This is a genomic window from Maridesulfovibrio salinus, from assembly GCF_055394525.1.
The window spans coordinates 2,086,902-2,100,057 of record NZ_AP042461.1 but is presented as its reverse complement, the minus strand read 5'-3'; the positions used below and the strand labels follow the sequence as shown (position 1 = coordinate 2,100,057).

The window sequence follows — 13,156 nt, the reverse complement described above, 5'->3', positions numbered from 1 at the left end:
CAACTGGAAAATTAAACTTCAATAAAATGCACATCAGAAAAACAGGACACGACTTTCACAAAAACTGGCACACATTATGCTTAGAATCAGCAGAGGTGAAAATATGAAAAACAAATCGCTACTGTTTATTATCACATTGTTTCTGATGCTGCAGTCATCGTTTGCTAGTGCAGGATATCTAAATTTCTACGACACCGCGAATGAGTGGGATGGAATCCAAACGAGATATCACAACACTGACGTGGTGGGAACGCCGCAACTTACAGGCGGAAGATTCGTTTTTGATGATCATACACTTAAAGGAATCGAACTTGATTACACTTCCACCAGTAAAAACATAATGCCCGCTGACTGGTTTTTTGATTTTGACCAGGACAACAAGTGGGACTACATTCTACATAACGTCAGTACCTGGAACGGTTGGCGTACGAGCAGGCGCAGCAACTATGACCTTTACAAGGTGGACATGCCCATCGATGACTGGGATAACTACATTGAAGCTTTCGTTCCATACGGTCATGGCAGAACCGGGCATGTTGTGCAGGCCGACAAGTGGTACCTGAATAAGTACGGAACACTCCTAGATAGATACATCAGTTTTTCCCAATGGGATTACAACACAAAAAGGGTAACAGAAGACTCTCCGGCTACGGCTATTTGGTCCGGTTTTGAAATTGAACTTGACCAGTATGCCGGACAGCACATGACCTATGCTTTTGCAATGACCTGCGCCAATGACGTTTTGTTCAGCGAGATTCCAATTCCATCTCCCGAACCCGGAACTTTCATTCTGTTCGGAGCGGGTGCGATAGGTCTCTTCTTTTATCAGCGCAGAAGACAATCTTCTAAAATAATTTAGGCAAGGAAAACTCAATAAGAAACACCATCAACTGGGAATACCCGGTTGCTGGTGTTTTTTCTTATCCCCTTCATTTACTCATTGCATTCTTCCGGACAGCAAAAGCAACACCTTCGAAATCTCGAGAAAAAGATGAACCACACCCTGGCCAGAGTACTCCCGTTTTCAATATATATGTCCTTTATTGCCATCCTTGAGATGCTGAAACTTTCGGGAATACACATCTCCTCCCAAGAGTTATGCTTAATCTATCCTGTAAAGATTGTTCTGGTTGTAATTTCGCTGGTAGTATTCAGGAAATTTTACACTGAAATAGTATGGAGTCAGTTGCTTTACCTGCGCCATACACTGCTAAGCATTATTGTCGGAACTGTGGTGATTATTCTCTGGATAAACTTGGCTGTACCGCCTTTCATTAGTGGAAAACTGTCCCCTTATGCCCATAACGTGTTTCTCGATGAGCGGATTAATATTTTATTGCTGTTAATCCGGGCTTCTGGTGCGGTGCTGGTCGTACCTGTGATGGAAGAACTTTTCTGGAGATCCTTTCTTTGCCGTTACCTTGTTAATTCTGACTTCATGTCTGTCAGACAAGGAAAATTTACACCTTTCACCTTCATTTCAACTGTGATCCTGTTCGGGCTTGAGCACCAACTCTGGCTGGCCGGTATGATCGCAGGCATCGCATATAACTATATATACTATAAAACAAGCAGCTTAGCCCAGTGTATTCTTAGTCATGCACTGAGTAATATGCTTTTAGCCCTCTTTGTCGTTTACGGTGACAACTGGAAATTCTGGTAAGCTGTAAACATTTACTTAAAAAAGCGTCGGAGAGTTTTACAGTTTTCACCAAAAAAACCTTATTTAAAAAATAAGCCCTTTAAAAACAACTATATAAAACATGGCACACACATTGCTAAGACTAAAGAAAACCAAAAGGAGTTTAAAATGAGGATTAAATCAATTGTTCTTAGCATGGCAGTTCTCATGACAATGGCTTTCGCCAGCTTTGCCCACGCAGACTATCTCGGCATGGATGATGTTGGTGATTACACCTGGAACCTGAGTTTCTACCAGAATGTTGTGGATGAAGCCGGTAATGACATCGACTTCAGCTACTCAGAATTTGCAGATGTCAGCACTCTCAGAACCAAGCTTGTTGGAAAATACATCTGGGGTGTTATGGATCTTGAAAAAGTACAGAACATCAGCAATGTTTCTGAAGATGTATGGCCTGAATCCGGAACCCCGCTGACAGTTACCGGTGTGTTCTGGGGACTTAAAATCGAAGATATTGATCCCGCCACACTCGTAATGAGCTTTTCCGGTGGTGAAGGTAAATTCTACTCCAGTGAAACAACTGATGTTACAACTGCACCTGAAGCTCCCACAGCCGGCACTACAGACATTACTAACGGCGAACTCGACCTTTCATGGTTCGAAGCCCAGTACGGTTCTTCACTTGCTCTCGATAGCGAGCTCGCAGATTTCCAGTGGGTCCCCGGTGCTGATGCCACTAACGCTGACATTACCCAGACTGCAGTAGTTCTGCCTCAGCTTGCTCAGGGAACCTTCTTCCTGGACTTCCTGAACACGAGCTTTGCTGACCACATCGGAGATGACACTTACTCAAATCTGGTAGATGGTACCATCTACGATGCAGCAGCACGCGGAACAGCCACTATCCAGTACGAAGACCCCAACGGATGGGACTTTGCAAGCAACCTCGGAACAACTCTGACCATGCATGCAGTACCTGAACCCAGTTCCTTTATCCTCATCGGACTCGGTCTGGCTGGTTGTTTCTTCTACACCCGCAGACAGAGAAATCTTCTTTAGAAATATACTCCCCAAGCCTAACCACAAGCGAAGCCGATTACCCCGGCTTCGCTTTTTCGCATTGAGGAAAAGCCATGAATACTCCACCAAGAATCCTTGAAAAAGAGATTATGTCCTCAGAGCAGGATGTCATTGCATATGACCAGCTCACCAAACAGTATCTTAATATACTGCACACCGGATTTGTCGAATCCATAGTCAATCTTGCTCCTGAAGAAGGACGATTCCTGGAAGTCGGTTGCGGTACAGGTTGGATATCCATAGGTGTGGCAACTCACAGCAGAGCTGTCATCACCGGGATAGATCTATCCGAAAACATGCTGAAAAGAGCCCGCAGTAATGCGGAAAGTGAAGGCATACACAATATCAACTTCACCAAAGGTGATGCTCTCAAAATTCCCTTTGAAGATAACTCCTTTGATTGTGTATACTCACATAACATGATGCATCATCTCGAAAATCCGGGGACGATGCTTAAAGAAATCATGAGAGTTTCCAAGAATAATGGTGCAATACTGGTACGAGATCTCAAACGGCTCTCCAGAATTGAGACAGCCCTGCACGTAAGTATTTTCGGATTTTCCTATGACAGTCTGATGAGAAAACAATACAGGGACTCAATCAGAGCAAGCCTGACTGAAAATGAGATGATCTCCCTTGCAGAAAGCGTGGGCCTTTCCCGAGACTCTTTTGCCAGATACTTCCTGACCCATATGGGACTGGAGCGCCCTGCTGCTGCAAGGCGCAAATCCAAAATAAGCATTTCTGTTCCCATGCGTCAGGCACTTGCAAAAAACTTCTACGTTTCACGCAAATAAGTTCAGCTTATGAAACTTTCAAGCGGCCTGCGATAGGTTCCATACTTGATTGATTTCCCGAAACCGATTCTGAAAAACAGGATCGGTTTTTTATTTGAAAATCCTGGAAAACACTGCTCGATTATCGGCCAGGTATTTTTTAGCTTCTGTCTGTGTTCCGGGGAAAAGCAGTCATCCCCTCTTTCAAGAACACGCATGCGGAACAGGGCCGGAGCGGCAATTGGCTGAAATTCGATTCCATAATGGGTGAAAGTAAGCCATGAACGCTGAAAAGCGCGTCCGGCTCTAAAAATGGAATCAGGATCATAAGAGTCAGCGCAGACAAGCCCTATCCCTCCGGATCGGAGAACTCCCTGCTCTGCTATTTTTGCAATTCCCTTGCTGGCCCCCATTGTATTCAAGACCTTGGCAACCGACCATTTTCTAAGTGCCTTCAAAAAATAATTTCCGACAAATCCGGCTTCAAGATTGTCAAGGGGCAACCCGTCTCTTGTTAACGCAGCTTCTTCCCTCGTAAACCTTATCTTCTCAAAAAGAAATTCATGAAGGTCCCTGCGCTCTGCGCGGACCTGATCTGCAATAAAAACAGCTTTAGCAAAAGTAGACAGCCGTTCTCTGTCAGAAATCCAATGTAAAGAGATTCCATCCAGATCAGAAAGGGACTCAGCTGCAGTCTCCCATATTCCCGGAACAACCATTTTTTTATCAAAAGGCTTACGGTTTGTGGTGCGCTTCCAGATGGAATCGAACAGCTGGGGTTCGTGAATGTTGTCGTCCTTTTCCAGATCAATTTTTACGGACAGACCGGATTCGCTTTGCTCACGCACAGAAACCATGGGATCGAAACCACACGCCTTAGAAGCAAGAACCATGTTTTCAACAGCGGCTCCGCAAGAGATAATTGACGCGGACTGATTGAGGTTGAAAAAGCTGTCGTCCGCTTTAGAGTCGAGCCTCAGAGTAATTCCATTATCATCCTTGATATATATCCAGGGCTGACAGTTATCACCGGAAGGAGCCTGAATCCCCGCCCGAATAATATAATCCCAAACGGCTCCGAAACCTTCGGACCTCAGGTCCGGAAAGTCCGGAACAACCGGACCGATGGTCTTCTTACGCTCAATCATTAAATTTTTTACAAGCCAGAGCTTCGCCCTCTGAGTATAAGCTCGGTTTCCTTTGCTCAATTTTCCCTGGATATATTTCCTCGTATAGGGATCAAACTGATGAAAGTATGGAGCAGCTTTCACTTTTCCTCTGCCTAGCAGGATTCTAACGGCCTCCGTTGTGGCCAGACCGGCACACAGTTGGCAGGCTGAACCGAAAGAAGGCCCCCGCTTACCGGCAAGATCCACAAATTTATCATCCATATATTTGAAATGTTTACCTCTTGGAGAAAGACCGATGGCAAACTTCAATATGCAGTCAAGATAGGAGTCATTGTCCTGGATATCAAAATATTGATCAAAATTCATGGAATCAGAGGTAAAAACCAGTAACGCTGAACTAAAGCCCAACGGTCCGGCTGTTATTACCGGAATGCCTTTGCGGTGTGCCGCCATGAACAATTCCCGGCGGATATCGAAGACAAAGAAATCAAGACCATCAATAACGACGTCAACTTCTTCCAGAAATTTATCAATGTTATCAAGAGAAAGCCCGGACGAGAACTTATCAATCTCCAGGTAAGGATTTATTTCATAAGCCGTTTGAGACATCACGTCTATTTTTGCACGGCCAAAGTTGTTTACATTCGCTCCATACTGCCTGTTGATATTGACCGGATCAAAAGTATCATAATCAGCAAGCCTGAATCTCCCGATCCCCGCTCTAACCAGAGTTATAAGGTGTGACCCTCCTACCCCTCCCATGCCGGGAATAGCCACCCTGGAATTCTTCAACTTTTCAAAATCATTGGCATTAACAACCCCAAGACTGCGACTGAAAGCCGTGCCAAAGTAAGTATTCCTACCGGAAACAGAAAAATTACCCAACTTCTCGCCAATATTCTCTTTGATCAAAATTCCCTCGCTCTCCACGGTAGCGGATTCATGTCCATTTCAATTCAAATAGTCTATACGTGACTGATTGCGCAAAGCCAACTTCTGTTTGTCACTTAAAGACTGCATCATGTCGGGACGTTTCTCGATAAAATGATCGAGAGTCTTCTGGTCAAGATAAATCTTGTTACTGTTGGGGTCCTCAAGACTAGGATCTAATTTGACATCAAAAACTTCAGTAAAGAAAGTATGCAAGTTGGTTTCAAAATCATTTTCGCCGTAAGCTTTCTTTATTCTCTCCATATAGGTATTCATATCAGCGCCGACTGCGATTGCAGGAGCACTCACAGCATCATACCATTTCTCATCCCCATACTGGTCAAACATGAGAACATCCGTGTAAAAGCGTAAATGTTTTGGATTTATCATCGCGCAGATGTGATCGAACCTGGTCATTATCGCATAATTGATAGCGACTTTAACTAGATAAATAACCAGATTATTCATACGCTTCTTTTTTGGAGTCGCAAGCATTCCCATCTCTACCAGCCTGCGTCCATTTTTCCTCAGTTCATCAAGCTCATCTTTGTATAAAGAATCCATGGGAAGCCCGAACTCTTTATTATCCCCGAAACTGGAAAGTGTGGAGACAACATCCAGATATTCCTTGAATATGAATACATTTGATGTAGGCAGCAGACAATAATGGTTATAATACATCTTGTCTGTGTTTGGCGGGATATAATTGCTGTCACGATAAGTCCTGTAGACTATTTTGAAAGCCTGCTCCAACTCATCAATAGTCTCAGCACATTTCAATGCGGGGCGGTCCAGATCCTCAAGTTTACTCTTGGTAAGTGCCGAACGTCTCAATCTAATTGTCCGGCGCCTCTCTATTCCAGGCTTCAATTTAGTTTTCCCCCTATTGCAGTCTATTCCGCATTTACAGTTAATGAGCGATGGACTCCTTGACCATGGAATCCACCATAGTTATGGCATTATCATCATTACCTTCAAAAGTTCCCACCATTGATACGTTTTCCGAAACATCATGGCGTAAACATTTACAGGATAAAGAAACTATTTGGGAATTGTGGGGAATAGTGAAAACTATCTCAAAGGAAGAAACCTTGGAAAGCTTCCTCACCAGATCAGATGAGCTCTTCTTAAAAGAGATACGCACGCCCCCTTTAGAGATATCCTCAACCACGACCGGATAACTGCGCAGTTCTTTGTCGGATATATTTACACATGATACCCCGGATATTGACACTTTTGCCCTAGGATGGACTCTCTTGTCATTATTGCCTTCAGCCTGGCCTTTCTTAGAGGCTTTAGACAGATAGCGGTTTAAAATATTTTTAGCGCAGCTGTTGATATCCAGACCGTTTCCCTCTGCCAGTTTTCTAAGAACATGAAATTCTTCACGTTCAAGATAGAATGAGATCATCATATTCAACCTGCACCTGCTCATTGTTTTCAAGTTCAGCTCTTAATATCATTGAGGAAGAAGCATACGAGCGAATGCTTATTTGCTTGCTTGGGAAAAGACAGATGCAATAAGCGTGCAATTAGACAAACGATGAAAACAACACTGATAATACTAACAAAACTATTAACGTTAAGACTCATGTTATTTTTAACCTTAAAGCCTATCAACCGCATAACTTTAAAACTTAACAAATAAACATTAAAATCGGACTGCTGTGAGGCTGACACACCTTAAATTATTTGATAGACAACACCTTCTGCAGTAATGATCAAATAATACTGAAAAAATGATCTGGCCTGAAGAAAATAAGTCAAAATAGAGGGTATCACCAGTGGGATCTATTCTAATCATAGATGATGACATTCTAGTCTGCGCCGAAGCGGAGCTGAGAATCACCAAATTCGGCCACGAATGCAGATATGTCCACTCCACCAGAGAAGCCAAAAAAGAACTCTTGAAGAACAAGTACAATATAATTCTTCTAGATATCCATCTGCGAGGCGAAAACGGTCTGGATCATGTTGAAGAGCTCTCTGAACTCAGCCCCGGAGCAAACATCGTTGCCTACACCAGCGAAAGTAACGACCAGTTCATCACTCAGGCTTTTGACGCCGGGGTTACTGACTATCTGATAAAACCGACTCCCAAAAAACAACTTAAGCAGCTGATTTCAAAACTACTCAGCCACAAAGGCAGTTATGAAAGCCTCGTTGACCTTGAACGCAACTTCATTGTCGGCGAAAGCTCCGAATTGCAGAACAGCCTGAAACAGCTCTCTGTTGCCGCAGGCACCAATGCCAACACCCTCATCACAGGCGAAACAGGTACAGGCAAGGAGCTCTTTGCAAGAGCATTACATAAAAACAGTTCAAGAGCGGATAACAGCTACATTGTTGTAGATTGTACGAATCTGCCGGCCCCTCTGGCGGAAAGCCTGCTGTTCGGACACGATAAAGGCTCTTTCACCGGCGCAAATTCCAAAAAAAAGGGAATGTTTCACCAGGCAGACGGCGGAACTATTTTTCTCGACGAAATAGGGGACCTCGACCTTGATATTCAAAAGTCACTCCTTCGAGTACTCCAGGAAAAGACCTTCAGACCGCTAAGTTCCAGCAAGGAAGTCTACAGTGATTTTCGCATTGTGGCTGCAACAAACCGCGACCTTGATGCGATGGTCAAAAACAAACAGTTCAGACAGGATCTCTACTACAGGCTCAACGCTCTGAGCATAAACCTACCTCCCCTCAAAGACAGAAAAGGCGACATAAAACTGCTCTGTGATTTCTTTATCAACAACTTCTGCGAAGAAAACGGAGTCCCGTTTAAAAGTATAGACTCTGAAGTCTTCGATACTCTCGAAACATACGACTGGCCCGGCAATGTACGCGAACTTCTCAACGTTCTTCAGACCGCTTTTTACAGATCTACATCATCAGACACAATAACCGTTTATGACCTGCCCAAGCACCTGCGCATGTGCCGCGTTTACAAAAACGCTAAAGACACGGAATGTGAACATAATCGGGAGCAGGAACATTTGTTGCAAAATGAAGTTGGTCTTCCGTTTGTTTTCAGCACAGGAGAATTGCCACCTATCAAGGCTGTCCGGCAGCAAACCATAGAACTAATGGAGCAGGCCTATTTGGAAAAACTTGTGGAAGCCTCTGATGCTTCTGTTGCGAAAGCCTGTAATATATCCGGGCTATCCAGGGCAAGATTATACGAATTACTGCAAAAACATCGTCTTTCCCTACAAAACAGTTAAAAATATGTTATTATAAAAAATAAAAACTGAATATCCCTGAAAAATGGAGCAGTTATGAAAAACAACAATTCTGCTGACCAGATCATGCAACTCATGATGGATGAAGAACATCAGGAGATTAAAAACGTCATTAAAGAGCTGGAAAGGTATAATTCGGAGCAGTGTGATAAAATTTCAACTGACCGCAGGAAAAATTTCAGAAAAGAAATCAACATCTCAGGCATGATCAAACTGACAATGAATACAAATGAAATTCTGTTTCTGCCTGTAGTGATTAAAAACATCTCCCGCAAAGGAATGCTCTTAGCTCTACACGACAAAGGTTATGTATTTGTGGAAATGCTGGACCGGATAACCGATATATCCGTTTCTTTTATTGCTGAAGATAAAGAGATCTCCACAGTGCACTGCCTGCCGAAGCATGTGCAGTTGAAAGAGCATATTAATGTAGGTGTTGAAATGCTGCGCGAGGATAAAGATCTTATTCACAAGTACCTGATGTAAATAATACCGACACCTCCTCTAACACATACACACTTAGTCCTCTACTCTGAACCGCCCTGCTGCTCTTTTTTGTCGCGATACATATTGGAATCCGCACAGCGCAACAGCTCCTCGAAAGTTTCACCTGAATCGGGATAAAATGAATACCCCATAGCTCCGCTGACCTGAAAAGAGATACCATCGATCACAACTGGGGCTGCGAGCTGCTCCCGTACGCGACTTGCAAAAACATCTACATCCTGCTGACTTTGCATGTCAGGCAGCAAAAATATAAACTCGTCTCCACCATACCTCGCCACTATATCTGTCTCCCTGATACAGGAATCAAGTATTTCACCGACCTTTATCAGCAGCTTATCTCCCACAGCATGTCCGTGGGTATCATTTACATTTTTGAAGCCGTTCAAATCAAGCATCATCAAGGCTATCTTAGTTTCTGAACGTTTAGCCCGTTTAATCTCCATATCAAGTCTTTCATAGAGCAGGGCCCGGTTTGGCAACCGGGTCAACTGGTCTGAATAGGCAAGACGGCGGACTGCATTTTCCGCATTATGCTGCTCTGTCTTATCCTGCAGACTGAAAACAAAGCCGCATGTTCCGTTTTCCTTAGGCAGACTGCTTATTCGCAACTCCAGAACTTTTTTTACTCCATCCACCATACACCATGAATTTACGGGGGCATGCTCGCCAAGGTCCATGGAGGCAATCGCTTTGCCCAGCCTGGGTCCGGAAATATTACAAAGAGAGGCTATATCTGCAAAATTGCACCCCAACCTGAGTTGCTCAGGGTTTTCAAAAAAGCGACTCATTGCCTCATTGAAATATATAATACTCAGGCTTTCATCAGTTCCCACAATTCCAGTCTGCAGGGATTTTGATAATGCCGTATTCAGAAAAAGAGCGTCATTTTCATTGTAGCGGCAATAATTATTTGGGGGACACTCATCAAGCCCGAAACTATTAGCTATATCAGAAAGTGAAACGGTTCCTTTTATGGTCCCTCCGCAATCGCTTACTACAATAATATCCCCGCCGACTGAAACAGCTCTTGAATAAGCATCTTTCAACCATGATTCCTCCGGCACACACACTACCGGCTGAACACATCTACCGGCTTTGGTGTTCCAAATATCGCATCCCTTCTCCACCAACTTACCAAGAAAAAAATCCGAGATCTGTCCACAGACTTCGCCGTCATCATTCCTGACCAGCGCCATCTTTTTCCTTTCCCTGTATAATCTGGTATGAACGCTATAGACGCTATCGTTTACACTGCTGATCACGAAATCTTCTGAAAGCTGCAGGTTCTGCACCCTGGGAACAATCGAAGGGGTAAGATGAACAAGTATTTCCTGGGCAGAAATACAACCAAGCACCCCATCATCCTTATTTACTACAAAAAGGGTATCATCCTTAAGATTCCTGTCATTCAGATAGACACAAACATAATCCTCAGGCGTAACATTAATAACGGACTGTGCAGGCTTGTCGCCACGTTCTAAATTGAGAGTCTGATCAAGAATATCAAGTGCTTCATTGGCTGTTAGTGAAATAACTCCAGCCTGTTCTGTCATAACCGGGACAGGTCGGAACTTGGTATCCCGAAGCACCTTCAGCATAGAGTCGATATTGCTCAGCAGGGCTGCGCCGTAAACTTTGCGCAGAGGTAGATCATTAAAATATGTAGGCATACATGCTCATTCTTTTTATTATTGATGCAAACTTTCTGATGAACCCGCCGCTCAATTCTCGTTACAGGGCGAATTCCTTTTATTAATCTCTTATGATCTCCGGAAAGCAATACCAGAAAAAACATACAATTTTAATCAGGTTTTCAGAACAGCCACAGTTGTCGGCGTTATATATAAAATACACAAGAAAAAAAATCTATAGTCAGTTTAATTTTTCCGAATGTAAAATTTCTGAAAACAAATTTTAAGACAAATTTAATTTGCTAAATATCTCTTGAACTATTCTTATAAACGGGTGAAAGTTCAACTAGATACAAAGTCTGCATAGAACCTGACACAAACCGAACCCTACAAATGAGTAAAATAGATTTACACATGCACTCCAGAGAGTCTGACGGCTCCCTGTCGCCGACTGAACTGGTAATGGCTGCCAAACAGGAAGGGCTTGAAGTAATTGCCCTAACCGACCATGACACCGTCAGCGGCATTCATGAAGCTCTGTGCGCAGGACGGGCTTATGGACTGGAAGTTATTCCAGGCTGTGAGCTTACCATCCAGTCAAACTCAGGCCTACTCCATATTCTCGGACTGTGGGTCAACCACGAATCCCCGGAACTGTCTCAAAAACTGAGCGAGATGAGCAGACAAGAACAGGCACGAATAAAAATAACAATCAACAAGCTTAACTCACTGGGGATCAATATTGACTTTGAAGACGTGCAAGAGACCACACAAGGTCAAATCAGTCAGATACACATAGCATCAGTTCTCAAAAACAAAGGAGCAGTCAACTCTATCAAAGAAGCTTTCGATCTATTTTTAGGCCATACCGGAAAAGCATTCATCCCCAGAGAAAAAATGTCAGCGGAAGAAGGACTCAGCATGCTCAGGTCAAATGGAGCCATTCCGATCCTTGCCCATCCTTTCAAATATTGTTCCGAAATAAACATATTGCGCAAGGAATTGGTAAGACTGAAATCACTAGGGCTGCAGGGAATAGAAGCATATTACGGTCTCCACAGCCGGAGCGAAGAAATAGCATGTGAACAGCTTGCGGAGGAACTGGGGCTTGTTTTAAGCGGTGGATCGGATTTTCACGGCAGAGCCAAGCCGCAAATAAATATGGGGCTTGGCAACATGACTGTAAAAAATTTTTACAAGTTAAAACAGATAAGATACCGGTAGTGAAACATCTTTAATTACGCTCCACATTTTTATCAAATCCAATAGAATTACGGACAATATAAATAGGCCTTCCCTTCACTTCTATAAATATTCTGGCGAGATACTCCCCTATAATCCCTAAGCTTATCAGAATGAGACCTGACATGAACAGCAGGACAACCATCAGGGAAGCATACCCCGGAACATCAATGCCGAAATAAAGAGTTTTAACTATTGTGAAAACTCCATACACAAATCCTGAAAAAGCTATAATTGCCCCCAGATAGGACCATATCTTCAAAGGGAATGAAGTAAAGGAGAGTATCCCCTCAAGGGCAAGGCGGTACAGTTTCACATAATTCCACTTGGTCTCACCCGCAGCACGAGCAGGACGCACATACTCTACAGTCGTGGTTCTAAACCCCAGAGAAGCAAACAGACCTTTCATGAACCGGGAGCGTTCCGGATACATCCGCAATGCATCCAGGACCTTGCGGTCCAACAATCTGAAATCCCCGACATTTGCAGGGATATCTATCTCCGACATTGAGTCTATAAGCTTATAAAAAAGATTTGAAGTCTGGCGCTTTACAAAAGTATCTGAATCTCGGTTGGAACGTTTGGCCAGAACAACATCATATCCCTCTCGCCATTTATCATACATTTCCAGGATAACTTCAGGCGGGTCCTGCAGATCACAATCAATGGGAACTGCTGCCAGCCCCGTGGCGTAATCAAGCCCCGCAGTCAGGGCCAGTTCCTTTCCGAAATTACGGGACAGATCAACCACTTTCACTCGCTGATCTTTTTCAGCGTAGCCAGTTATTATTTCAATCGTTCTGTCGGAGCTACCATCATTGATGCATATTATCTCATAATTTATATTTCGAGGGCTCAAGCATTTATCTATCTCTTTGAAAAAATGCTCAACTACTTCTTCCTCATTGAACATGGGTGCGATCAATGAAAGCTCGACAACGTCTGTCCCTGTTCCAGTACTCATAAATGCTCCTTAAACAAC

12 protein-coding genes are annotated in these 13,156 nt (G+C 43.6%); 7 read left to right on the top strand and 5 right to left on the bottom strand.

Features of this window, described 5'->3' with window-relative positions:
• The first annotated feature begins 103 nt into the window (after positions 1 to 103).
• From ACZ5PW_RS09415 to ACZ5PW_RS09400, 4 genes are all read left to right on the top strand, one after another.
• The gene (locus ACZ5PW_RS09415) at positions 104 to 859 is read left to right on the top strand and encodes a PEP-CTERM sorting domain-containing protein (protein ID WP_464560199.1); all 756 of its coding nucleotides are present in this window, start codon (positions 104 to 106) and stop codon (positions 857 to 859) included.
• Between the two features lie 132 nt (positions 860 to 991).
• Positions 992 to 1,663 carry a CAAX prenyl protease-related protein gene (locus ACZ5PW_RS09410; protein WP_464560197.1) on the top strand — a complete coding sequence of 224 codons (672 nt, stop codon included), beginning with the start codon at positions 992 to 994 and terminating at the stop codon, positions 1,661 to 1,663.
• A 147-nt stretch (positions 1,664 to 1,810) separates the two neighbouring features.
• Positions 1,811 to 2,701 carry a PEP-CTERM sorting domain-containing protein gene (locus ACZ5PW_RS09405; protein WP_464560195.1) on the top strand — a complete coding sequence of 297 codons (891 nt, stop codon included), beginning with the start codon at positions 1,811 to 1,813 and terminating at the stop codon, positions 2,699 to 2,701.
• A 74-nt stretch (positions 2,702 to 2,775) separates the two neighbouring features.
• Positions 2,776 to 3,519, top strand: a complete 744-nt coding sequence (locus tag ACZ5PW_RS09400; RefSeq protein ID WP_464560193.1) for a class I SAM-dependent methyltransferase — start codon at positions 2,776 to 2,778, stop codon at positions 3,517 to 3,519.
• Positions 3,520 to 3,521: 2 nt separating this feature from the next.
• On the opposite strand, the gene ACZ5PW_RS09395 is transcribed toward ACZ5PW_RS09400, so the two are convergent.
• The 3 genes from ACZ5PW_RS09395 to ACZ5PW_RS09385 form a co-directional block, all read right to left on the bottom strand.
• On the bottom strand, positions 3,522 to 5,540 hold the full coding sequence (locus tag ACZ5PW_RS09395; RefSeq protein ID WP_464560191.1) for a ThiF family adenylyltransferase: 2,019 nt from the start codon (positions 5,538 to 5,540) through the stop codon (positions 3,522 to 3,524).
• 39 nt (positions 5,541 to 5,579) lie between these two features.
• Positions 5,580 to 6,392, bottom strand: a complete 813-nt coding sequence (locus ACZ5PW_RS09390) for an N-acyl amino acid synthase FeeM domain-containing protein (RefSeq protein WP_464560189.1) — start codon at positions 6,390 to 6,392, stop codon at positions 5,580 to 5,582.
• A 76-nt stretch (positions 6,393 to 6,468) separates the two neighbouring features.
• Positions 6,469 to 6,972 carry a PilZ domain-containing protein gene (locus tag ACZ5PW_RS09385; RefSeq protein ID WP_464560187.1) on the bottom strand — a complete coding sequence of 168 codons (504 nt, stop codon included), beginning with the start codon at positions 6,970 to 6,972 and terminating at the stop codon, positions 6,469 to 6,471.
• A gap of 370 nt (positions 6,973 to 7,342) precedes the next feature.
• On the opposite strand from ACZ5PW_RS09385, the gene ACZ5PW_RS09380 reads away from it, so the two are divergent.
• Both ACZ5PW_RS09380 and ACZ5PW_RS09375 read left to right on the top strand, forming a co-directional pair.
• Positions 7,343 to 8,776: a sigma-54-dependent transcriptional regulator gene (locus ACZ5PW_RS09380; RefSeq protein ID WP_464560185.1), complete on the top strand. Its 1,434-nt coding sequence runs from the start codon at positions 7,343 to 7,345 to the stop codon at positions 8,774 to 8,776.
• Positions 8,777 to 8,830: 54 nt separating this feature from the next.
• Complete coding sequence (locus ACZ5PW_RS09375; protein WP_464560183.1) at positions 8,831 to 9,280, top strand: hypothetical protein; 450 nt, start codon at positions 8,831 to 8,833, stop codon at positions 9,278 to 9,280.
• A gap of 41 nt (positions 9,281 to 9,321) precedes the next feature.
• Here the strand turns inward: ACZ5PW_RS09375 and ACZ5PW_RS09370 are convergent, their stop codons facing one another.
• Positions 9,322 to 10,971, bottom strand: a complete 1,650-nt coding sequence (locus ACZ5PW_RS09370) for a diguanylate cyclase domain-containing protein (protein WP_464560181.1) — start codon at positions 10,969 to 10,971, stop codon at positions 9,322 to 9,324.
• Between the two features lie 354 nt (positions 10,972 to 11,325).
• On the opposite strand from ACZ5PW_RS09370, the gene ACZ5PW_RS09365 reads away from it, so the two are divergent.
• Positions 11,326 to 12,156 (top strand): PHP domain-containing protein, encoded by an 831-nt coding sequence (locus ACZ5PW_RS09365; RefSeq protein ID WP_464560179.1) that lies wholly within the window; start codon positions 11,326 to 11,328, stop codon positions 12,154 to 12,156.
• Between the two features lie 10 nt (positions 12,157 to 12,166).
• Here the strand turns inward: ACZ5PW_RS09365 and ACZ5PW_RS09360 are convergent, their stop codons facing one another.
• The gene (locus ACZ5PW_RS09360) at positions 12,167 to 13,138 is read right to left on the bottom strand and encodes a glycosyltransferase family 2 protein (protein ID WP_464560177.1); all 972 of its coding nucleotides are present in this window, start codon (positions 13,136 to 13,138) and stop codon (positions 12,167 to 12,169) included.
• Between the last annotated feature and the right edge of the window lie 18 nt (positions 13,139 to 13,156).